Below are 22,151 nucleotides of genomic sequence, written 5' to 3' on the forward strand. Positions count from 1 at the left end.
TATCAGTAACGCTTATAACCGTTTGAGTATATCACCATGACAATTAAACACCTCCTGCCCTTAATGCTCGTCCTTTTGTTCGGTATAACGTTTAGTGCCAGGGCACAACGCCAGCATGACGAGCGCCCTACCATTGAAAACTTCAAGGGCATTCAATATACTGGTGATGATTCCACCTTTTACATCAATTTCCGGTTCCGTATGCAAAACAGGCTGCGCTATACCACTCCGGCAGGCAACGAACTGGGCGATGGCGACTTCGAGGCCCGTATCCGGAGACTTCGGCTGCGCATGGACGGCTACATGTACAACCCGAAACTCTCTTATAGCATACAACTCGGATTTACCCGGGGCGACCAGGACTATGACGACACGGATGTGCCCAACATCGTCCGCGATGCGGTGGTATTTTACAATTTTACCGACAATTTTTACGTGGCTTTCGGCCAAAATAAGCTTCCCGGCAACCGGCAGCGCGTGAACTCTTCCGGAGAGCTGCAATTTGCTGAACGTTCATTGGTCAACGCTACCTTCAACATCGACCGCGACTTCGGTATCAAGGCCTACTATTCGCCGAAAATCGGCTCCGTACCGTTCCATTTCAAAGGTGCCATCAGCACAGGGGAAGGGCGTGTAGCGAACATGACCGACAGCGGGCTGGCCTACACCGGCCGAGCTGAATTTCTGCCGCTGGGCGAGTTTACCAACGACGGGGATTACTATGAGGGCGACCTCGAATACGAGGAATTGCCCAAACTATCTATTGGCGGTGGATACAGCTTTAACAATAACACTACACGGATAAACGGGCAAACCGGAAAGTATATCGTAACGCCGCTGGATTTGAAAACCACATTTTTCGATGCTATCTTTAAATACCGTGGCTTGGCGTATCAGGTGGAATATATGAAGCGTGATGTCGACAATCCCTTTGCGCTTGATGAAGCAGGAGAAACCGTCCACACTTATAAGGGCCAGGGGGTAAACCAGCAGCTTTCTTACCTGGTAAACAGAGACCACGGCTATGAACTTGCCGGGCGTTATACCTGGATCCGCCCACATGAAGATATCGCTGCCTGGGAAGCACAGACCGAGGTAGTCGAACTCGGAGTTACCAAATATTTCCGGGCACACCGCCTGAAACTGCAGCTTAATGCCAATTACCAGGTAACAGACGGTATTTACCGGACCAACCACGACGGAAACAACTGGGGCGCAACGTTCCAGATCGAACTGGGGATATGAAATACTATATCATTGCGGGGGAAGCATCAGGCGATCTCCATGGTGCCAACCTCATCTATGAGCTGAAAAAATTGGACCATGCTGCGGAGTTCCGGATTGTCGGCGGCGATCGGATGCAGGCGGCCTCCGGCCAGCAGGCGTTCATCCATACTTCACAGATGGCGTTTATGGGCTTTGTGGAAGTACTTGCCAATATCCGCTCAATAGCCCGTAACCTGAAGGCGGTAAAAACCGATGTCGCAGCTTACCGGCCCGACACCCTGATATTAATAGATTTCCCGGGTTTTAACCTCAAGATAGCAGCCTTCGCTAAAAAAGCCGGGCTTAAGGTATGCTATTACATTTCTCCGAAAGTATGGGCATGGAACCAGCGCCGGGTACTGAACATCAAACAAGTGGTGGATAAATTGTTCTGCATACTGCCATTCGAGGTTGATTTCTACCGGAACTGGGGGATGGAAGTCGACTATGTTGGCAATCCGTTGCTTGACGCCATCGCCGCACACACCTACAACGACCGGTTCCGGGAAGATAACCGCCTTACAGATAAGCCTATCATCGCACTGCTTCCGGGGAGCCGGAAGATGGAAATCAGTAACTTACTGCCTATCATGGCTCGGCTATCCTTACTTTTTCCGGCCCATCAGTGTGTTATCGCCGGGGCACCTGATTTAACTGCGGCTTATTACCGCCAATATATGGACGGTCTCCAGTTGCCCGTTGTGTTCAATGCCACGTACGATCTGCTCAAGCATGCGCAGGCTGCTGTGGTGGCCAGCGGAACCGCTACGTTGGAAACCGCCTTGCTGCGGGTGCCGCAGGTAGTGGTATACCGTGCCAATCCGCTATCCGTTGCCATAGCGCGACGGGTTATCAAGGTACGTTTCATTTCCCTGGTCAACCTTATCACCGACATGCTGGCCGTACGCGAGCTTATCCAGCAGGACTGCAACGTGGATAGGATAGCGGATGAACTCGACCTGCTGATCAACGACAGGGCATACCGCGATAATATTCTGGAAAATTATGATATCCTGATGGAAAAAATGGGTAAACCCGGCGCATCCAAACGCACGGCGGAGGGAATTATACAATTCCTCGGCTATGAAGGCCGTTAAGCAAGCGCCGTCGAACCCGCGCAACTACTGCCCCATTGCATATCGGATACCGCCCAGAATATGGCGCAAAAACTGGGGCTCGTCAAACGACTCCTTGGTGTGGCCCAGCCCTGTATAGAATACCCGGCCGCCATCGTATTCATGATACCAGGATATCGGATGTTCACGTCCCATCTTCCCTCCTTCATAAGACGATTCGTCTAACCGCATCAACAGCCGGACGTCCGGATTGAATGCTTTGAAATCATACCATTCATCCTTACGTGTCCACACCTCCGGCAGGTGTTCCGTAGCCGGATGCTTGTGGTCCACCACATGGATGTCTGCGGGCTGCACCTTGGGATGGCTCATGAAATAAGCCCCCACCATTTTGCCGTACCACGGCCATTCATATTCGGTGTCAGTGGCAGCATGGATACCAACAAAGCCGTTACCCGCCTGAATGTACCGCATGAACGCCGCTTGCTGGCTGTCATCAAGGATGTTGCCGGTGGTGCTTAAAAACACCACCGCCCGATATTGGCGGAGGTGTTCATCCGTGAATACCCCGGAATCTTCCGTATGGTCAACTTCAAAGCCATGCTCGCGGCCCAGCAGCCGGATGGCTTCTGCCCCTTTTTCGATATTGTCGTGCCGGAAGCCGGCCGTCTTGGAAAACACCAGTATTTTCGGCTGTGCCAACGCTGATGCGGTACTGATAGTGATCAGCAGCAGTGATACTGCGCATGCGGCAATTGTCTGTCTCATGGTAACGTCATTAATTAACTAATGTACGATAAAACTCAAGGCTTTCCAAAATTTCAGCTTTTCCGGCAAACACATCGTAATCACATGCCCCTATTGCGTTCAGCAGTGCAAAACCGATGCGGTCGCCGTCGTTCTTCTTGTCGTTTTTCATCAAATCCAACAACGCATCATAGCAGGTAGCATCATAGCGGTAATCGGGAAAGTGCCTGCGGAAGGTGGCGACCAAATCGTTGAACGATGCCTCTTCCAGCCCGTTCAGCCGATATGACAGGTAGCCTTCGCAAATCATGCCCACGGCGATGGCCTCGCCATGGAGCAACGGCCGGCTATCATTGGCCAGCGAATACCCTTCTATGGCATGCCCGATGGTATGCCCGAAATTCAGGATTTTCCGAAGTCCTTTCTCTGTCGGATCTTGCGTAACCACGGCGTTTTTGAGTACAACCGAATGCTGGATATGCGTCGCGGTCAGATCTGACGCATCAAGCCCTTTTACCGATGCATAGAATGCGGCATCCTTGATTAATCCGTGTTTAATAACTTCTGCAAAGCCCGATACCAGCTGCCGCCGATCAAGTGTCTGCAAAAACCTGGTGGATATGAATACCGCCCGGGGCTGGGCAAAGGTGCCGATAATGTTCTTCACGTTGCCCATATCAATGCCCGTCTTCCCTCCCACGGACGCGTCCACCTGGGCCAGCAAGGTGGTGGGCACCTGTACAAAGTCTATGCCCCGCTTAAATGTCGACGCCGCAAATCCGCCCATGTCGGTCACTACACCGCCGCCCAGGTTAATCAACAAACTCCGGCGGTCGGCACCGAAATCAAGCATCATCCTCCAGATGCCCATGCAAAAATCGATATTCTTGTTTTCCTCACCCGGATCCACTTCTATCACGTCGTAGTCGCTGACCGTCGGTATAGCTGCCTGTACCACCGGCAAGCAATGTTCGCTGGTATTCCTGTCCGTAAGTATCAATATTCTGGAATAATCAGCTGAACGGATAAACGTCTCTAATCCAGCCAGGGTATCGTCAAAAAACACGTTATAACCCGTGCTTGAAATATAAGGTTCCATTAATGTAGTCATCTTGCCGTCATTAGCTTCAGCTCAAAGTCCTTCACCCGCTCGTAATAGGGAATGTTAGACCGTCTTGCAAATTGGATAAAATTCATGATAACACTATCACGCGCTTCCTGTGGGATGGAGGGCGCCACATCCGCGCCGTGTTCATCCAATACCTGTAACCCTTTTGCGCCGCGTATGGAATCCGGAAACTGCTGGATGTGCATCAGCACCGCTGCATATTTCTGTATACCTTTTGAATATGCCGCCAGCGGAGACGGCGCCTCTACCGTATCCACTTCTACTTTTTCCACTAATGCCCTCCTACCTTTCCCCTCGTAAACATCCAATGCCACAGCCAGCACATAAGGCTTATCGCCGGTCTGTTCCTTGCTTTGGCAAGCCAGGCATACCACAACTGACAGGAAGATTAACCGAACATTCATTGCCTATTCTGTTAACGTCACGGACTTTCCCTGAAATTCCACTACATCGCCCGGCCGTACCTTGAGCCGTTTACGGTAATCCACTTGACCGTTATGCTTCACCAGTCCAGCTACAACCACCGCTTGGGCTTCGCCGCCATGTTCTACCCAGTTGAGCGCTTTCAGCAGCTGAATCAAAGGGATATACCCGCCTGTGATTTTATAGGTTTCCACCACGCAAATGTAGCGTTTAATTGCTAAATTTGCCGCATAATTGCACCATAGAATGACTCAAGAAATACGGCCTCAGCATGAGCTTTCATTTGAGGATACCGAAATAGCGTTCCGGAACAAAACGGATGCAGACCTGAACCGGGCGTATTGGCTGTTTAAGTTGCTGGCCAGCAATTTCCTCACGCAGATAGGCCCTCCGCTCACCAACGCAGCGCTGCGCGTGGGGCTGCCCATCACGGGTATTATCCGCAAAACCATTTTCAAGCATTTCTGCGGCGGTGAATCCATCGAAGGATGTGCCGGAACCATCCTTAATCTTGCCGCACAGGGCGTAGGCACCATCCTGGATTATTCAGTTGAAGGAGAAAACACCGAACAGGCCTTTGACGAGACGTGCGAAGAAATTCTTCGTACCGTGGCCTACGCGAAGAACAGTGAGCATATTGCATTTTCCGTATTTAAACCTTCAGGATTAGGCCGCTTCGGCCTATGGGCGAAGGTCAATGCCAAGGAAACGCTTACGGAAGCCGAAGCAGCTGAATACGAACGGGTGAAACAACGCATTACCCGCATCTGCGAAGCATGTCACAATGCCGAAGTACGTGTACTTATTGACGCCGAGCACTCCTGGATTCAGGATGCGATTGATGATATTGCCCGCGAGATGATGCTCACATTTAACCGTTCAGCACCAATCGTGTATAACACCTACCAGCTTTACCGACACGATAAGCTGGCTTCATTGAAGGCCGATTACTACCTGTGTGAAACGGCTGGATGTTTCCTTGGCGCCAAGCTGGTGCGGGGAGCTTACATGGAGATTGAGCGCGAACGGGCAACGGATAAGGGATATCCCTCGCCTATCCAACCCGATAAGGCGGCATCGGATAGCGACTACAACGAAGCCCTCTTATTCAGCCTCGATCACATCAGCCGGATAGGGCTCATGGCTGGCACGCATAATGAGGCAAGCTGCCGGTTGCTCGCCGAAGAAATGGACAGGCGGCAATTGCCACACAGCCATCCGCATATCCATTTTGCCCAATTGCTCGGCATGAGTGACAACCTCAGCTTCAATCTCGCGGAAGCCGGCTTTAACGTTGCGAAATACATGCCGTACGGACCGGTTAAAGCGGTCATGCCCTACCTTTTCCGCCGCGCCCGGGAAAATACGTCCGTAGCGGGGCAGACCGGGCGTGAACTTGCACTGCTTATCCGGGAAAAAAAAAGGAGAAAATCCATCAAATGACAACAGATACCTCATTGCAGCACAAACTGAATATACTTACAGAAATAAGCGACAGGAAACCCTATAAAGCCTTCCTTTATGATTGCGATGGCACGTTGGCTGACAACATGCATGCACATAAGGCGGCATATCGGAAAGCAGCCGAGCAATACGGTGTTGCTCTTGATACGACCATCATTGACGAACTGGCAGGCTGGCCTACAGTGCTGATTGCGGCAGAAATTAACAAGCGTTACGGCACTGAGTTACCACCCGCTGAATTTGCAAGCCTGAAATCTGCCGTGTTTTTCAGCGATTACATCAACGATACGCTGCCCGTAGATTTCGTGGTTCAGCACCTGCAGAACCACGTCGGAAAAGTGCGCATCGGTGTAGTGTCTGGAGGTAGCCGTAAAACGGTTACGCGCACACTTACCGTAATTGGCCTCATTGACCGCATCGAAACACTGGTCTGCGCCGATGACACGGACAGAGGGAAGCCCTATGCTGATCCATTCCTGAAAGCAGCCCACCAGTTGGGTGTTCCTCCTCAGGAATGCCTGGTCTTTGAAGACGGCGACCCCGGTGTGCAGGCCGCAACGGCTGCCGGTATGGACTGGGTCAGAATCGACCAGATCGGTTAACATTAGCGGCTACCCCTGCGGCCTCCAGCATCAGGTGGTGCATATCGGTATTCCGTACGAACGGCCTCAGCAATTGTTGCCCTGGCCCGAATGCTGCCACCTCCACATGGTCACCGGAATGGCCTGTGCTGGCCCAGCCTACCGACGTATATTTGCGTTGTATAGCAGCCAGATCGGCAAAGGGCAGCTTATACGGATTATACAAACCATCCTCATTCCGGTCGGTCACGTAATGCGCCAGCAATTGAATCGCCTCGTTGGCGCTGATGGCGTATCCATGCGCGTGCTCTATGCGCTCCCTTACTTGTGCGGCGGTAAAATCCCGGTCAATACCCTGCAACACCCAATCGTTGGTATGCCTGAACCGGAAAACCCTTTCAAAATCTTTCGTTCCTCCAAACAGGCCCGGATTGGCGTTGCCATGGTCAGTGGTTACGATAACCAATGTGTCGCCATCCGCCTTTGCAAAGGCGATAGCTGTTGCCAACGCCTCTTCAAAAGCTAATTGGTCGAACAGCAGGCCACCGATATCATTGGCGTGGGCGGCCCAATCCACTTTTCCTCCCTCTACCTGTAATACAAACCCGTTACGGTTTTTGCTGAGGCGGCGGATGGCCGACTCCACCATTTCAGCTAGAGAAGGTGTGTTGTTTTTCAGTTGCTCGTCGTGTTCCCTGTCCAACGCATAAGGCAGTCCATCTGCGTGGAAAACCCCCAGAAGCGGAGCAGCGTCCCCGGCCGCATCAGCAGCCAACAACTCGTCCCTCGTTTGCACCACCCGGAAGCCGCTTTTCCTGAATTTGCCGAAAACATCTTGTTTGTCTTTACGCCTTTCCGAATCGAAATATTCCGTCCCCCCGCCCATCATCACGTCAAAACGGAGGTCATGGTACGCCAGTGCTATCTCGGCCTGTGCCGATCGGCTATCATTGTTCACGCAGAATCCCGCAGGTGTGGCGTGTGTGATAGGCACCGTGGTCACGCAGCCAACCGCTTTGCCTGCTGCCTTGAACTTCTGCAAGATGGGGATAGGCCGGCTGCCATCGGGTGCCACGTTCAGGACACCGTTATTTACCCGCACACCCCCGCCCCAAGCCGAGCTTGCTGCGGATGAATCTGTAACCAAGCTATTGGCCGACGCCGTATCCATAAGGCCCCGGCTAACCGTTCCGTCATGGTATAACGACATCCAGGTACTGAGCCTGCCGTCTCGGAGCTCACTGAGCATATTGGCCATGGTCAACGTGCCGGCGCTCATTCCATCGCTGACCATGAAAATAATATTCCTTGCAACCTTCCCCCTGCCCTGAGGCGGGTGATTGCGGGAGTTACCTAAGGAAGAAAAAGGAGATGTTACCGTTGCAGCCGCAGCTGTGAGGGCGGCATTCCTGAAAAAGTCTCTGCGTTTCATTCAAGTATTTGTTTAGCAATCCGTTTTGGCGGCCTTCAGCAAGGCACCGGACAAAAGTAAGCAACACATGTTAAAATTATGTAAACCGTTGGTGATCTCCCTTCACTGGAGACTCGGGGCATGGCTGGTTAGATTAAAATCCGGTTACGATCCGGATTCCGCCATTCGTAAAGTCCATATCTTCACGCGAAAGCCGCCCTACCGGTAGCTTGAAATAAGGTTCTACCGAGAGCGATAGTTTACGGGTCAACGGCATAGTACGGCCTATTGAAAAGTTCATGAATCCGGTATATCCTCTACCCTCGAGTGGCCGGCTGGCAGCCCTTTCCGATAGGTAAACCGGTTGCACTTCACCAACAAAACCCTGCCGTTCCGAATTTTTTGCGTTACCGAATGTTTCTTCATTTATACGGTTGATAACCAAATGGTTCGTCCGCTGCTCTTCCAATACGGTGAGGAAAGAAACTCCTACGGAGGCATAGAAACCTCGGGTGACGTGATACCTCACATCCAGTGGTATGTCCAGGGCCAATATATTGCTGGTTACTGACGTTATTTCCCCATTCCGCGGAGCATCCTGTACCCATCCCTGAAAGTAATCATTTGGCGGGGAAGGAGTCTGGCTGTCCAGCATCGCACTGAGGTTGCCCCTTCCACGGTTATGGCTCTGCCCCACACCCAATTCACCTAACGATACACCGGATCGAAGCGATAACCTATCGGACAATTGATAGGCTACCGCTATTCCTCCACCCATATTTACACGCTCCGTGGTAAGCGAAGGGGAAACCACCAAACCCAAATCCCATTTTCCCGCAACATTGCTGTTTTCCTTGGCTATGATGTTTTTCCCGGCTTCGACCGGAATAGCTTGTTCATGGGGTGTACGTTGTGCCAACAGGCCGGGGCGCTCTTCCCCTGCCGGCGATGCTGCCTGCGGGGCAGGCAGGGTTTCCCGTTCAGGCTGCCTGCGCGAATCATCTTCATCAGACACCGCGGTGTTCAACATCACCACGGGCCCCGCTGCCGAAGGATCGGATGCAACTTCCTGCTGCTTATGGACGGATGCGCGTTCCTGTCGCGGAGAGGCTTTCCGTTTCCTGGGCACACTGTGCTGTGCAACCGCCGGTGATTCCTCATCCACAGCCAACGGCTGCACCTCCGGTTTCCGTTGCGGCTCCTGCACCCGCGCTTCGGGATATACTGTCTCCGTATGCACAAACGCAGGTTCCGCCCGTTCCTGCCGTACACCTAGCAGGAACCATCCCGCAGCCAGCAGCAGTACCGCTGCAGCGCCCCAATACCAGCGCGTCCACAAGGCTGGCTTAGGCTTACCATACATCGCCGAAAACCGCTCCCACGCCCCCTCCCGATAGGGTTCGGTATGGTTGCGCAGCGATTCCGCCATCTGTTTAATTAGTTCGCTATCCTTTTTGCCCCGATTCATTGTTATTGCTATTCAAATCCGGCCGTAATATTTATCGATGCCAGATACAGCTTCCGTAATTTTTTCTTAGCACGGGTGAGGTATGTCCGCGACGTGCTTTCCGGAATAGACAGTAAAGCCGAAACCTCCTCATGCGAATATCCTTCGACCTCATAAAGATTAAATATGGCCCGCTGAATTTCCGGCAGTTGGGCAAGCAGCTTCATGATGTCTTCTACATGCAGATTACCGGATACATCTACGTGCTGCGGCTCCAATTCCCCTTCATTTACGTCATCCAACGCAACCAACTGCTTCTGGGCGCGGAGGAAGTCTATCGAAATATTCACCGCTATGCGGGCCAACCATGACCGGAAAGCCTTTTCGAACCGCTCACCGGAATCCACACTGCTAAACATGACCATTTTGTTAAATGCCCGCACAAAACTCTCGTTGGTCAGCTCCTCGGCATCGTACTCATTCTTGACATAGCGCAAGGTTATCGCACGCACGTAACCGTAACAGCTTTTATAAATAAATTCCTTGCACCGTTCATCTCCATTACGGACACACCCCTTCACTGCGCTCTCCAACGATAACGCCTGCCTCCCCTTCAAATGTCGGATGTTGAAACTCACTTTACGGCTACAAACTAGTTATCAGCTCGTTAATTCTCCTTGCAAATATACACGCAATTATGCGGGGATGCAGCCATTGTACCATCACTTTTTTTAGTAAACGGATTCGGCCGCTGAAACGCTACACCAACCGCCGATTGCAAATCAAATGCATTTTAACTAAGTTTGCCGCATAAATTCATGACTGGATGAATACCGCATTATCTGAACAGGAGCTGCAACGCAGGGATGCGTTGGCGAAGCTCGAAACATTGGGTATAAACCCTTATCCTGCCGAAGCATTTGAAGTAAACGCCACCGCCAAGGATATCTTGGAGAACTATGATCGCGATAAGCTCAATTATAAGAACATCAGCATAGCCGGAAGAATGATGAGCCGCCGGGTGATGGGGGGCGTGTCATTCATAGAGCTGCAGGATGCTACCGGTCGTATCCAAGCCTATTTCAAACGCGATGAACTTTGTCCGGATGAAGATAAAACATTGTACAACACTGTCTTTAAGAAATTACTGGACATTGGCGATTTCCTGGGCATCAACGGTTACGTATTTACCACCAACACCGGCGAAATTTCCATCCATGTGCAGGAGTTTACCGTGCTGGCTAAGTCGCTGAAACCGCTGCCGGTCGTTAAGTCGGCCGACGGTAAAACGTTCGATGCCGTAACCGATCCGGAGTTTCGGTACCGCCAGCGCTATGTGGATCTGGTGGTGAACCCGCAAGTGCGGGAAACTTTTGTGAAAGTTTCGAAGGTAAAGACCGCCATCCGCGATTTTCTCAATGAGCGGGGAGCACTTGAGGTCGATACCCCTGTGTTGCAGAGTATTCCGGGCGGTGCGGCGGCACGGCCGTTTATCACACACCATAATGCCCTCGATATTCCACTATACCTCCGTATCGCCAATGAGCTTTACCTTAAGCGGCTTATTGTAGGTGGCTACGACTGGGTGTACGAATTCAGCCGAAACTTCCGTAACGAAGGGATGGATCGCACACATAATCCCGAGTTTACGGTGCTGGAGTTCTATGTCGCCTACAAGGATTACCTCTGGATGATGGATATTACCGAAAAGCTCTTTGAACATGTCGCTGTCGCCACCAATGGCCAAACCGTGCTCCAGGTGGGGGATAAGGAAATCAATTTCGCAGCCCCCTACCCACGCGTCAGCATCTATGATGCCATCAAGGAGCATACCGGTTTTGATGTAAACGACCTCGATGAAGCGGGCCTGCGTGAGGTTTGCAGGCAACTGGATATACCCACTGACGAGAGCATGGGCAAGGGAAAGCTTATCGATGAGATTTTCGGTGAAAAATGCGAACACCATTACGTCCAGCCCACATTCATCATTGATTATCCGGTAGAAATGAGTCCGCTCACCAAGAAGCACCGTAGTAAACCGGGGTTGGTTGAACGCTTTGAGCTGATGGTAAACGGCAAGGAGTTGGCCAATGCTTACAGCGAACTGAACGATCCCATAGATCAGCGCATCCGTTTCGAAGAACAGCTTAAACTGATGGAGCGGGGGGATGATGAAGCAATGTTTATCGATTACGATTTCCTCCGCGCACTTGAATACGGCATGCCTCCCACTGCGGGCATCGGTATTGGCATTGATCGGTTAGCCATGCTGATGGCCAATCAGCAGAGCATCCAGGATGTACTGTTTTTTCCGCAGATGCGACCGGAAAAAACGGTAAAGCAGGCTGGAGTGGCCGATTACACAGCGCAGGGTATACCTGAAGAGTGGATACCTGTACTGCAAAAGATGGGATTGAACACCATTGATGCACTGAAAGCGGCAAACCCCAATAAGGTTTTCAATGATTTGGGAGGTCTCCGCAAGAAGATGAAGCTGGAAATTCCCATGCCCTCAAAAGACGACGTATTGAAATGGTTTGAGTGACGCTGTTATCGCCCCTTAGCCTGCAAAGCTAAGGCATACAGTTTCATCTGCTTAACCATAGACAGCAGCCCGTTTGCCCGGGTGGGCGAAAGATGTTCCTTCAGCCCAATCTGGTCAATGAAGTAGAGTTCGCTATCGGCTATTTCGGCCGGACTGTGGCCGGACAACACCTTTATCATCAATGCCACCAATCCTTTGGTGATGATGGCATCACTGTCGGCGGTAAATAGCACCTTGCCACGTTGGTGATCGGCATGCAGCCATACTTTGGACTGACAACCCTTGATAAGGTATTCATCTGTTTTATATTGATCATCAATCAATGGCAGCTCTTTGCCCAACTGAATCAAGTACTCATATTTAGCCATCCAGTCGTCAAAGAAAGCAAAGTCTTCGATGAGTTCCTCTTGTATTTCGTTTATGGTCATGCTATGTTGTGTTTGATGTTGGCGTCGCCCCGTTCCGGCTTTCAATTTCCAGGATTACGCCAGCATTTCGGCGGCTTTTTGTACCCCGGCCACCAGCGCGTCAATATCTTCCTTTGTGTTATACATCGCAATGGAAGCCCTCACCGTACCGGGGATGCCGTAGCGTTCCATAAGCGGTTGCGTACAGTGGTGCCCGGTACGCACAGCAATGCCAAGCTTGTCCAGGATGACGCCTACATCATAGGGATGGATACCGCCCAGGAGGAATGAAACTACACTCGACTTTTCCTGAGCTGTGCCGATAATCCTCAATTCAGGAATTTCGAGCAGCCGCCCGCCGGCATATGCCAATAATTCGCGTTCATGCTGGGCAATACGGTTCAGTCCCGCCGTTTCCAAATAGTCTACAGCATGCGCCAGACAGATACCCGCTTCAATATTTGGCGTACCGGCCTCATACTTGAACGGCAATTCGTTATAGGTGGTCTTTTCGAAGGCCACATCCTTTATCATTTCACCCCCACCCTGATAAGGCGGCATCGCGTCGAGCCACTTCTCTTTTCCGTACAATACCCCAATGCCCGTAGGGCCGTACATTTTATGCCCGGAAAACACCAGAAAATCCACGTCCAATGCCTGCACATCAATCGGCAGGTGCTGTACTGCCTGAGCAGCATCCAGCAATACCGGAGCCCCGGCGGCATGAGCCTGCCGGATGATTTCCCCGACCGGGTTAACCGTGCCCAGGGCATTGGACACGTAGGTTACGGCCACCATTTTCGTTCGGTCGTTCAATGCGGCCCGGTAGGCCTCCATATCCAGCTCTCCGGCATCATTGATAGGCACCACCCGCAATGTCGCCCCCCGCTCTTCGCACAACATCTGCCAAGGCACAATATTGGAATGGTGTTCCATGGCGGAGATGATAATTTCGTCCCCCGCCTTCACATACGCCTTGCCATAGCAACTGGCTACAAGGTTGATACCCTCGGTCGTTCCCTTCGTCAGGATGATTTCATGCTCATGTGCAGCGTTGATGAAGGGGCGCAGTTTCCGGCGCGTCACTTCAAAGGCGTCCGTGGCCAGTTGGCTGAGGTAATGAACCCCGCGGTGTACGTTGCTGTTCAACTGGGTATAATATTCCACAATGGCATCGATAACCTGTTTTGGTTTTTGGGTAGTAGCCCCATTATCAAGGTATACCAACGGTTTACCATTAACCTTACGGGTAAGAATAGGAAAGTCTTGCCTAATCTTTTCGACATCGAAGTGCTCCAATACTGCTGTCTGTTCCATAGGATACAAAGGTACGAGTTATTTTCCCAATACCGTAACGATACACCCGGCTGCGTACCGTCCAGCTACCAAGACAACCGCACTTTACGTAAAATTTATGCCACATAAGGGGCACTTCTCAATTATTTTCAGGACTTTTAATCCCATTAATCCAAACACGACAATATGAGACTATACATGAACATTTTCCAGGTATCACGGTACCGCGGTGTTAAGCGGACCTCCTTGGCCATCCTTCTTGGTCTTAGCTCAACGTGGGCAGATGCTCAGCCGGGAGGAACATCAGAAGCCCATACGCTTGACCCGGTAGTTGCACAGATTGTAAAAGAAGCCCATGAGCATTCCCAGTTACAGCAGCTTGCGCACGAATTATTGGACGTTGTTGGCCCACGTCTGGTGGGTACGCCGCAAATGAAGCATGCGCACGACTGGGCGGTAGCTAAGTACAACACGTGGGGCATTGAAGCGCGCTACGAGGAATTCGGCGAATGGCGCGGCTGGGAGCGCGGCATCTCGCACATTGATATGGTGCACCCCCGGGTAAAAACCTTGGCGGGCACCCAGCTGGCATGGAGCCCCACCACGGGAGGCAAAGCAGTGGAAGCCGAAGTCATTGTCCTGCCCCAAGTAAAAGATTCACTGGCCTTCAAGGCTTGGCTGCCCCATGTGAAGGGAAAATATGTGATGGTTTCCATGCCGCAGCCCACCGGACGGCCCGACCATAATTGGGAACAATATGCACGCCCGGAATCATTCGAAAAAATGAAACGCGAACGGGATTCGTTGACAAAAGCATGGAATGCAAACATCGATGCGATGGGAATCTCATCCCGCTCACTCCCCCGCATACTCGAGGAAGCCGGCGCAGCAGGCATTCTGGAATGCTATTGGTCGCGCGAATTTGGCTCCAACAAAATTTTCGGGGCGCGTACCACCAGCGTACCGTCGCTGGATATCTCCCTGGAGGACTACGGCGTGCTTTACCGCTTGGCAGAAAATGGCCATAAACCTCGCATCAAGGTAGAAACAGATTCCAAACATTTGGGTACAGTGCCTACCTTCAATACCATTGCCGAAATAAAGGGATCAGAAAAGCCAGATGAGTACGTGATCCTTTCCGCGCACTTTGACTCATGGGAAGGCGGATCCGGGGCTACCGACAATGGAACGGGCACCATCACCATGATGGAAGTGGCACGCATCCTGAAAAAAGTATTGCCACATCCCAAAAGAACCATTCTCATCGGACATTGGGGCAGCGAAGAGCAGGGCCTGAACGGATCTCGGGCATTTGTATTGGATCACCCTGAAATTGTGCAAAAAACACAGGCCGTATTCAATCAGGACAACGGCACAGGACGTGTAGCCTCGATCAACGGCTCGGGATTTCTGCACGCTTATGACTTCATGGGCAGGTGGCTTTCTGCAGCACCGCGTGAAATTACCCGGGACATCAACACGGATTTTCCGGGCTTACCAAGCAGCGGGGGATCCGACCATGCCTCGTTCGCCGCTGCCGGTATTCCCGCGTTCATGTTGAGTTCCCTTTCCTGGGGCTATAGCACCATTACTTGGCATACCAACTTAGACACGTATGACAAGCTGATTTTTGACGATCTGACATCCAATGTCGTCCTCATCGCCACGCTGGCCTATAAGGCCAGTGAAGAACCGGAATTAGTTAACCGGGAAAAGCGGGTGATGCCTTTGGGCAGAGACGGCCAACCACAGCAATGGCCCGTAATCCGGCAGCCGCGCCGCACCGGTGTAGGTTATTAACACCCGGTAGGCGGGATAGTGAGGCCAAGCCTCCTATCCCGTCATCGGCTTTTTTGCCCAGGCATATTCCACGAAATCAATCCCCTGCAAGTCCGGCTCAAAGGAATCTGGCCGGCTGATTTTCATCAGCAATTCAAATGCCTTCGGATAAGGCGCCTGGAGCAGGCTGCCCGCAGGGATGTAAGGATAAGTATCCAGGTACGTTTCCACTTTGTTCGGCGATATCCGCCGATGGATGTATATTCGATGGATATCATCCGGATGTCTGATGCCTGCTGCTCCCATTAGTTCGCCGGCACTCTTTACCGTTTCATAGTGAAAATTTGCAACCCGCACGCGCTTGTCAGCCACGACCAGTCCCTTTACCAGTTCAGCGTCCTGGGTGGCCACACCCGTTGGGCACGTGTTGGCGTGGCATTGCAGCGCCTGGATACACCCCAACGCCATCATCATTCCCCGTGCGCTATTGCAGATATCGGCGCCCAATGCAAAGTTCTTCACGAGGTCGAACCCTGTGGCGATTTTGCCGGACGCAATTATTTTGATATGCTGCTTTAGGCCGAAACCGGTCAAACAGTCGTATACAAATGCCAGAGCGTCCCGCAACGGCATCCCCACGGAATTGGAAAACTCCAACGGAGCCGCACCCGTACCCCCCTCACCCCCATCTACGGTAATGAAATCAGGATAAATCCCCGTTTGAATCATCGCCTTGCAAATGGCCATAAATTCATGGCGGCGCCCGATACACAGCTTAAACCCCACTGGCTTACCTCCCGAAAGCTCGCGGAGCTGCTTTACAAATTCCAGCAGACCTGTCGGCGTAGCGAACGCACGGTGAAAAGGCGGTGAATCAACTTCTTTGCCCACCTCTACCAAACGGATCCGCGCCACTTCAGGCGTCACCTTGGCCGCAGGCAGGATACCGCCGTGTCCGGGCTTGGCACCCTGCGACAGCTTGATTTCTATCATTTTAACCTGCGGATGCTGCGCCTTGCCAGCGAATGCTTCCGCGTTGAAGCTGCCGTCGGGATGCCGGCATCCGAAATAGCCCGTACCGATCTGCCACACCACGTCACCACCTCCCGTCAGATGGTAGTCTGTGAGCCCCCCTTCTCCGGTATTGTGGTAAAAATTCCCCAGCTTCGCCCCCTCGTTTAATGCGATAACCGCATTTTTGCTCAACGAGCCATAGCTCATGGCCGATATGTTGAAGACACTGCTCGAATAGGGCTTGGTGCATTGGGGGCCGCCCACTGTAACCCGTGGATGTTCATTGACCTTGAAATAATCCAGGGCATTGATGCTGTGGCTCAGCCACTCGTAGTTATTATCGTAAACATCCAGTTGTGTACCGAAAGGCGTCGTATCCAACACCCGTTTGGAGCGCTGGTAAATCACGCTCCTGAACATGCGGCTGAATGGCCGCCCCGTGGTGTCGCTCTCCACAAAATATTGCTGTATTTCCGGGCGGATACTCTCGAATAAATAACGCAAACGGCCAAACAGCGGGAAATTCCGCCGGATGGCCTGTTTGGTCTGAACCATATCCGAGATGCCTAACAGGATTAAGGGAAGCAATACAATTAAACTCCAAAGTATCGGAGGCCACCAAACACCAACCAAGCCGATGACGGCCACGATTACGCTGGCACTGTAAATGAATAGTTTACGCATACCCAAAAATGCAAAAAATCATTTTGGGTATCAAACGCTATTTCACATATACATCAACGTTTCAGTTTTTCCAACAGCCATTGTTGGATTTTGGTCTGCTGCTCAGGAAACGTCCAATGGCCGGTTTCCTGCACCAGGAAAAGTTCCTTCGGCGCCTTAATCTGGTTGTATGCAGCATAGTATGATGTAGGCGGGCAAGTCTCGTCGTTGTAGCCCCAGGTGTAAAATCCGGGTACACTTACCGAACGGGCGAAATTGACCACGTCATAATAAGCCGACACCTTAATTTTCTCTTCTTTGCTCATGAAAGCCGCATTGGCATCGTTGAACATGTGCGGCCAGCCTCCCGCACGACCGTGCAGGTAGCCGGTGAGGTCACACAGTGCCGGATACAACGACACCAGATAGTTCACCCGGTTATCCAAAGCGGCCGTAACAATAGCCAACGCACCGCCCTGGCTGCCGCCCCATACGGCCAGGGTTCTGCCGTCGAAGTCAGCAAGCGAAAACAAATAGTCAATCGCCCGCACGCACCCCAGGTATACCCGCTTATAATAATAGCGGTCGCGATCGTCCAAATTGAAAAACTGATAGTCCTTCAAGGCCGCCGCCCGCAAATCGTTATACAGGCCGGTTTCGTAAATGACCGGAATACCGTGTATACCTATCTGTAACGTGATAACCCCCTGTTCGGCCAAATCGATAACGCCTCCATATGGTCTTATACCTGCCCCCGGCACCTGCAGCACAGCCGGGTATTTCCCCGGAGCTTTCGGCCTGGCCAATATACCGTACAGCCGGCTGCCGCTTTCGTAGTTCTGGATATTCACCTGATAAACATCTACCCGCTCCGTACAGCGCTCCGGAAGCAGCGTCAGCTTGGCATCCATCGGTACCTTGGCCGCTTCCGCCTTAGCTGCATTCCAGAACTCCCAGAAATCGTCCGGCAACTGCTGGGTGGGTTGTATTGATTCAGGCGCATATGCCGCTGTGGCAAGGCCGCGGTATGTCACACCGTCTACCGAAATCCGCGCTTCGCAACGCAGGAAACCTGGATCCGATAGTTTTCCTTTTACAATGCCAACCCCGCCTTTCAGCTTCAGCGTTCCGTGACCGGATGGTGCCATCTTTTCCGGACCTACTCCATAAACGACTTCAGCTTCCTCCAGGGGAACTTGGTGCTTCAGCACCCGAATGGTAAATTCAGCTTCTTCTCCGGGTGCATAGTTCCAATCAGGCTTGTCCGGTGAAACCAACACTTGTATGGGATGCGGCGGACGGGATTGGGCAAATGCATACAGCGTTACGAAAAACAGGCCATAGGCCATCACAAAGGCCCGGATAAAAATCAGTCTATTCATATGTTCGATTAAATTACCAATTGTTCAGTTAAAATCAGTCTTCAGTTAATGTGGCTAAGAAACTGACCACATCGCGGATTTCACGCTTCGACAGTATCGGCTTCATATCCAGCATGCTTGACGGTGAAAAGGTTTTCTCCTTGATCTGGCTATGGGGTATAAGCTGATCGCTTCCCTGCCTTCTGATTTTCAGCCCCCGGTCGTCTTCCCCCTGGAAGATACCAGATATGCTTTGCCCATCGTTCAGCGTCAGCATCACCGCACCGTAGCCCGGTGCGATCCGTTTGCTGGGCTCAATCAGCGATTCCAGCAACTCCTGACGCGATAACCGTTTACCCACACCGTTGAGGCGCGGTCCGGCGTTGCCGCCGCGATCGTCATACGCGTGGCACTTCATGCACTGCGCCTGCTGGTGCTGGAAGAAAACTCTCCGCCCCCGATCGGGATTGCCTCCTTCCAGGCTGCTTGCGTATGCCGCCAACAATTCATCCGGCGAGAAGTGCTGGCTGATGGCTTTGTACCGTTCGATTAAGGGTGCCGAACGGGTACTGTCTATCGCATCGCCCAATTCGAGGTATACGCGTTTGTCAAGCATGCCCTTGTCCATGGCGGTGAGCAGCCGCTCAAACAATGGCTTCGTATCGCCCAGTGGTAACCGTCCCAACGTGGTTATGGCCGCCTGCTTTTCTTCCATGGTCTTCGTGTCAATCACATCGGCCAACAGTCCGACCATCACCTCACGGGGGATGGCCATATTTTCCAGCAGTTCCAAACCTGCCACGCGCACCTGCTTTTCCTTATCAGCCAGTGCACGCCGGATGGCCTGTTCCTGCTGCGGGTCTTCCAGTGCTACAAGCGCTTCAAGGCAGGCTATGCGCATGGCGGGCTCGCTATCGCGTTCCAGAGCGGCAAACAGCGCCTTTCCGGCTTCCTTAACCCGCAGTTTGCTGATGGCCTTGGCCGCGGCAATCCGCACGGCGAGTTCTTTATCTGTCAGCAACACCGGTAACTGGCTTGCCGCGTGCCTGACCGTCATTGCCGGATCCCGTTCGACAGGCCCCCTGTAACGCCCATCAACACGGTCGAGTACCGACGGTTTAGGCCATACGGCGATGGCATCCACCGCTTCAGCGCGCATGGACGCCGGTACGCCTGCACGCTGGGCATAGGTCATCAGGTACTGCAGGTTCCGTTCTTTTCCGACCCGCAGGTTAGCGTTGATCACCCGCCGGATCAAGGCCTCGTTTGAGAATGTGGTGGTGCGCAACAATTCTGCGAGCGCTGGCAACGCAGCTTCAATGGAAAGATCATCATTAATAGCACGTGCAGCTTCGGTAACAACAAACACATCATTATCGGCCAAAAACTCCGTCACACCCGGATGCTGCATACGGCGCAACGCCACAACGGCGGCTATCCGCAGCGCCCGTGAGGGATGATCATGCAGCGCTATTATGGGCTCCGGTTTCCCGATACGGGCCAGCGCCAGGCTTCCCGCATGGCGCAGGTAAGCATCTTCGTCATTGTTGACCTCTAGCATGGCAATGATCGGCTGGATAGCCGGTTCATAGCCCATCCGCCCCAGTGCTTCAGCCGCGAAAAAACGGGTACGGCTGTCAGTATCGGCAAGCCGGGGAATCAATGCGTTGGCGGCCGTAGCGTAGCGGATGTCACCCAGCCACTTGGCGGCCTGCGCCCGGATTTCCGGGTCGCTGTCGCCCAGCAGCGGAATCAGTTCTTCCGCATATTTGCTGTCTGCCAGACGGGCCAATTGACTGACCCCCCAGATGGCATGCACACGGGCCAACTGGTGCGTGGTTTGGCGCAACGCCTGCCGGAACACGTCCATTCCCTCATTACGCCGCTCCACCAGCTCAAACTGCGCTTTTTGCCGAACACGCATATCTTCATGTTTCAGCAATCCGGCGAGCTCATCCACACCCTTTTCGCCGAAATCAGCCGCCAACAGCACGCTCACCTCGGCCCGCACGGCTTGGGCAGCGCCGGCTTTATGATCAAGCTTCCAGATACGGCCGTAATCGTGCGTGCCCCATCCATCTATCCAGTCGGCTACGTAAAGCGCGCCGTCCGGCCCGAAATCGAGCCCTGTGGCCAACACACCGCCCAGCACCTTCCGGTGTTCGCCCAGTTCAAAGGTAGCGCCACGGGGCTTCAGTTTAAAACTATGAATGCCGGAGCTCGCCGGACTGCCTACAAACTCAGCAACAAAAAAAGTGTTTTTATACTCCGGACCCAGTGCCGTACCGGGGTTATACGCCAAGCCCGCCGGACCGCTCACGAAGTTGGCAATACAGGGGGTGATGTAGGCCGCCTGCCCGTCGAACCGGGGCAGGTACATCCGTTCATCCATCCAAACTTTATACGTGTTGTTATCCGGATCGCGATATTTGCCGTATTGCCAGTTGCTGCGCCACCCCGCATCCGAACCGTTCACGATATATACTAACCGTTCCTTCTCGCCCGGGTGATCCCCGTCATTGTCCTCGCTGATAATGTTGCCATACTCATCAAACACAAACTGATGCGTGTTGCGAAGCCCATGGGCAAATATCTCGAAGTCAGTGCCATCTGGGTTCGCCCGTGCAATGACGCCGCTGTTCGGATGTTCCCATTTTTTCCCATCTTTATCCGTACCGTTGAAGCCGATATCGCCAATCTGCCAGTAAAGACGACCGTCCGGACCCATCTTGACACCCGACATACCGTGCCCACCGAACCCGATATGTACACCATATCCGTGAGAAATCGACTCTTTTTTCTCATACACGCCATCCCCGTCTTTGTCGGTCATCCGCCATAAATCCGGCGCCACGGCCACATACAGTTCATCTTTGTGGGCAAACACGCCTCCCGCCACGTCTGTAATTTCCTCATGGAAGTCATAGACCACCAACTGCGACCGGGTAGCCCGCCCGATGCCAAAGGCATCGTCCAGGCGGTACACCTTTTCCCGTTCAACGGTCAGGTCGCGCCAGTCGTGTGAACCATCACCGTTCAGGTCCGCCAACCACTGGTTTTTGCTACTGTTTTCCGGCGCGAGTTCCTTGCGCAGAAAAGCCCGGCGATCTTCCACCGTTTGGAGGCTAATGGAAGGAATCTCCCAATCGCGATGGCCACGGATGTCAAACTCAGAATTTTTCTGCCTTTCCGTGGTGGTAAAAAACACCCGGCCCAAGTCGTCCACATCAATGGCTATCGGCGAAATAACCAGCGAATCGATACCCCATAGCGTTAACGTGAGGCCGTCTGCCAATTCAGGGATCACGGTGTTTTCAATTTCTTTAGCCAGTTTGGACACCTCGGCGGTATCCAGTTCTTTGATTGGAAACTCGGGTTTAGACTGCCGGTTACAGCCGGGGAGCATGCCGCTGAAAATAATTGTTACAAACACAAATAAAACCGCAGCCGCGCGGAGATTCGTTTTCTTCATACAAATTGCACCTATGTACACTGGATAGTTAGCGCGCTAAAAATACAAATTCAAATGAATTATCAGTATA

The 22,151-nt window shown here is 52.5% G+C and carries 18 protein-coding genes; 6 read left to right on the plus strand and 12 right to left on the minus strand.

Annotation, left to right across the window (positions count from 1 at the left end; genetic code table 11):
* The first annotated feature begins 36 nt into the window (after window positions 1-36).
* Window positions 37-1,245, plus strand: coding sequence for a porin (locus BM030_RS07455; RefSeq protein WP_090972812.1), 1,209 nt, complete (start codon window positions 37-39; stop codon window positions 1,243-1,245).
* Window positions 1,242-2,363: a lipid-A-disaccharide synthase gene (gene lpxB / locus BM030_RS07460; RefSeq protein WP_090972814.1), complete on the plus strand. Its 1,122-nt coding sequence runs from the start codon at window positions 1,242-1,244 to the stop codon at window positions 2,361-2,363. The genes BM030_RS07455 and lpxB overlap by 4 nt, the downstream gene beginning before the upstream one ends.
* A 24-nt stretch (window positions 2,364-2,387) precedes the next feature.
* Here lpxB and BM030_RS07465 read toward each other — a convergent pair whose 3' ends face one another.
* The 4 genes from BM030_RS07465 to BM030_RS07480 are packed head-to-tail and all read right to left on the minus strand — an operon-like array spanning window position 2,388 to window position 4,835.
* Window positions 2,388-3,110 carry a ThuA domain-containing protein gene (locus tag BM030_RS07465; RefSeq protein WP_090972816.1) on the minus strand — a complete coding sequence of 241 codons (723 nt, stop codon included), beginning with the start codon at window positions 3,108-3,110 and terminating at the stop codon, window positions 2,388-2,390.
* Window positions 3,111-3,120: 10 nt separating this feature from the next.
* Window positions 3,121-4,200 carry a 3-dehydroquinate synthase gene (gene aroB / locus BM030_RS07470; protein ID WP_244518759.1) on the minus strand — a complete coding sequence of 360 codons (1,080 nt, stop codon included), beginning with the start codon at window positions 4,198-4,200 and terminating at the stop codon, window positions 3,121-3,123.
* Window positions 4,197-4,622: a hypothetical protein gene (locus tag BM030_RS07475; protein ID WP_090972820.1), complete on the minus strand. Its 426-nt coding sequence runs from the start codon at window positions 4,620-4,622 to the stop codon at window positions 4,197-4,199. The genes aroB and BM030_RS07475 overlap by 4 nt, the downstream gene beginning before the upstream one ends.
* Window positions 4,623-4,625: 3 nt before the next feature.
* Window positions 4,626-4,835, minus strand: coding sequence for an RNA-binding S4 domain-containing protein (locus tag BM030_RS07480; protein WP_090973033.1), 210 nt, complete (start codon window positions 4,833-4,835; stop codon window positions 4,626-4,628).
* Between the two features lie 52 nt (window positions 4,836-4,887).
* Between BM030_RS07480 and BM030_RS07485 the strand changes: the two genes are divergently transcribed.
* Together BM030_RS07485 and BM030_RS07490 are read left to right on the plus strand one after the other, a co-directional pair.
* Entirely contained in the window at window positions 4,888-6,084 is a 1,197-nt protein-coding gene (locus BM030_RS07485) for a proline dehydrogenase family protein (protein WP_090972822.1), read from the plus strand.
* A complete protein-coding gene (locus BM030_RS07490) occupies window positions 6,081-6,707 on the plus strand; it encodes an HAD family hydrolase (protein ID WP_090972824.1) in 627 nt (208 codons plus the stop codon). The genes BM030_RS07485 and BM030_RS07490 overlap by 4 nt, the downstream gene beginning before the upstream one ends.
* Here the strand turns inward: BM030_RS07490 and BM030_RS07495 are convergent.
* The 3 genes from BM030_RS07495 to BM030_RS07505 all read right to left on the minus strand — a co-directional run bounded on the left by BM030_RS07495 (window position 6,685) and on the right by BM030_RS07505 (window position 10,182).
* A complete protein-coding gene (locus tag BM030_RS07495) occupies window positions 6,685-8,118 on the minus strand; it encodes an alkaline phosphatase (protein ID WP_090972826.1) in 1,434 nt (477 codons plus the stop codon). The genes BM030_RS07490 and BM030_RS07495 overlap by 23 nt on opposite strands.
* Window positions 8,119-8,251: 133 nt before the next feature.
* Window positions 8,252-9,565: a hypothetical protein gene (locus BM030_RS07500; protein WP_090972828.1), complete on the minus strand. Its 1,314-nt coding sequence runs from the start codon at window positions 9,563-9,565 to the stop codon at window positions 8,252-8,254.
* Between the two features lie 8 nt (window positions 9,566-9,573).
* The gene (locus BM030_RS07505) at window positions 9,574-10,182 is read right to left on the minus strand and encodes an RNA polymerase sigma factor (RefSeq protein WP_090972830.1); all 609 of its coding nucleotides are present in this window, start codon (window positions 10,180-10,182) and stop codon (window positions 9,574-9,576) included.
* 188 nt (window positions 10,183-10,370) lie between these two features.
* Here BM030_RS07505 and lysS point away from each other — a divergent pair, with 188 nt between their 5' ends.
* Window positions 10,371-12,089 (plus strand): lysine--tRNA ligase, encoded by a 1,719-nt coding sequence (gene lysS / locus BM030_RS07510; RefSeq protein WP_090972832.1) that lies wholly within the window; start codon window positions 10,371-10,373, stop codon window positions 12,087-12,089.
* Between the two features lie 5 nt (window positions 12,090-12,094).
* Here the strand turns inward: lysS and BM030_RS07515 are convergent, their stop codons facing one another.
* Both BM030_RS07515 and BM030_RS07520 read right to left on the minus strand, forming a co-directional pair.
* On the minus strand, window positions 12,095-12,517 hold the full coding sequence (locus BM030_RS07515) for a SufE family protein (RefSeq protein ID WP_090972834.1): 423 nt from the start codon (window positions 12,515-12,517) through the stop codon (window positions 12,095-12,097).
* 54 nt (window positions 12,518-12,571) lie between these two features.
* Window positions 12,572-13,813: an aminotransferase class V-fold PLP-dependent enzyme gene (locus BM030_RS07520; protein ID WP_170845656.1), complete on the minus strand. Its 1,242-nt coding sequence runs from the start codon at window positions 13,811-13,813 to the stop codon at window positions 12,572-12,574.
* Between the two features lie 165 nt (window positions 13,814-13,978).
* On the opposite strand from BM030_RS07520, the gene BM030_RS07525 reads away from it, so the two are divergent.
* The gene (locus BM030_RS07525; protein ID WP_244518763.1) at window positions 13,979-15,592 is read left to right on the plus strand and encodes a M20/M25/M40 family metallo-hydrolase; all 1,614 of its coding nucleotides are present in this window, start codon (window positions 13,979-13,981) and stop codon (window positions 15,590-15,592) included.
* A gap of 33 nt (window positions 15,593-15,625) precedes the next feature.
* Here BM030_RS07525 and BM030_RS07530 read toward each other — a convergent pair whose 3' ends face one another.
* Genes BM030_RS07530 through BM030_RS07540 form a run of 3 tightly spaced genes read right to left on the minus strand, consistent with a single transcriptional unit; the run spans window position 15,626 to window position 22,081 of the window.
* A complete protein-coding gene (locus tag BM030_RS07530; RefSeq protein WP_090972837.1) occupies window positions 15,626-17,269 on the minus strand; it encodes an FMN-binding glutamate synthase family protein in 1,644 nt (547 codons plus the stop codon).
* A 53-nt stretch (window positions 17,270-17,322) separates the two neighbouring features.
* The gene (locus tag BM030_RS07535; RefSeq protein ID WP_090972839.1) at window positions 17,323-18,630 is read right to left on the minus strand and encodes an acetylxylan esterase; all 1,308 of its coding nucleotides are present in this window, start codon (window positions 18,628-18,630) and stop codon (window positions 17,323-17,325) included.
* Between the two features lie 34 nt (window positions 18,631-18,664).
* Window positions 18,665-22,081: a HEAT repeat domain-containing protein gene (locus BM030_RS07540; RefSeq protein WP_090972841.1), complete on the minus strand. Its 3,417-nt coding sequence runs from the start codon at window positions 22,079-22,081 to the stop codon at window positions 18,665-18,667.
* Window positions 22,082-22,151 lie beyond the last annotated feature (70 nt).

The organism is Parapedobacter composti (assembly GCF_900112315.1).
Lineage (GTDB): Bacteria > Bacteroidota > Bacteroidia > Sphingobacteriales > Sphingobacteriaceae > Parapedobacter > Parapedobacter composti.

Bases quoted from the DNA above. Each gene is read 5' to 3' on its own strand.
- BM030_RS07515 (WP_090972834.1), bottom strand. From the start codon at position 12,517: ATGACCATAAACGAAATACAAGAGGAACTCATCGAAGACTTTGCTTTC.
- BM030_RS07530 (WP_090972837.1), bottom strand. From the start codon at position 17,269: ATGCGTAAACTATTCATTTACAGTGCCAGCGTAATCGTGGCCGTCATC.
- BM030_RS07465 (WP_090972816.1), bottom strand. From the start codon at position 3,110: ATGAGACAGACAATTGCCGCATGCGCAGTATCACTGCTGCTGATCACT.
- BM030_RS07525 (WP_244518763.1), top strand. From the start codon at position 13,979: ATGAGACTATACATGAACATTTTCCAGGTATCACGGTACCGCGGTGTT.
- BM030_RS07540 (WP_090972841.1), bottom strand. From the start codon at position 22,081: ATGAAGAAAACGAATCTCCGCGCGGCTGCGGTTTTATTTGTGTTTGTA.
- BM030_RS07520 (WP_170845656.1), bottom strand. From the start codon at position 13,813: ATGGAACAGACAGCAGTATTGGAGCACTTCGATGTCGAAAAGATTAGG.
- BM030_RS07485 (WP_090972822.1), top strand. From the start codon at position 4,888: ATGACTCAAGAAATACGGCCTCAGCATGAGCTTTCATTTGAGGATACC.
- BM030_RS07500 (WP_090972828.1), bottom strand. From the start codon at position 9,565: ATGAATCGGGGCAAAAAGGATAGCGAACTAATTAAACAGATGGCGGAA.
- BM030_RS07475 (WP_090972820.1), bottom strand. From the start codon at position 4,622: ATGAATGTTCGGTTAATCTTCCTGTCAGTTGTGGTATGCCTGGCTTGC.
- BM030_RS07535 (WP_090972839.1), bottom strand. From the start codon at position 18,630: ATGAATAGACTGATTTTTATCCGGGCCTTTGTGATGGCCTATGGCCTG.
- lysS (WP_090972832.1), top strand. From the start codon at position 10,371: ATGAATACCGCATTATCTGAACAGGAGCTGCAACGCAGGGATGCGTTG.
- BM030_RS07490 (WP_090972824.1), top strand. From the start codon at position 6,081: ATGACAACAGATACCTCATTGCAGCACAAACTGAATATACTTACAGAA.
- BM030_RS07455 (WP_090972812.1), top strand. From the start codon at position 37: ATGACAATTAAACACCTCCTGCCCTTAATGCTCGTCCTTTTGTTCGGT.
- aroB (WP_244518759.1), bottom strand. From the start codon at position 4,200: ATGACTACATTAATGGAACCTTATATTTCAAGCACGGGTTATAACGTG.
- lpxB (WP_090972814.1), top strand. From the start codon at position 1,242: ATGAAATACTATATCATTGCGGGGGAAGCATCAGGCGATCTCCATGGT.
- BM030_RS07495 (WP_090972826.1), bottom strand. From the start codon at position 8,118: ATGAAACGCAGAGACTTTTTCAGGAATGCCGCCCTCACAGCTGCGGCT.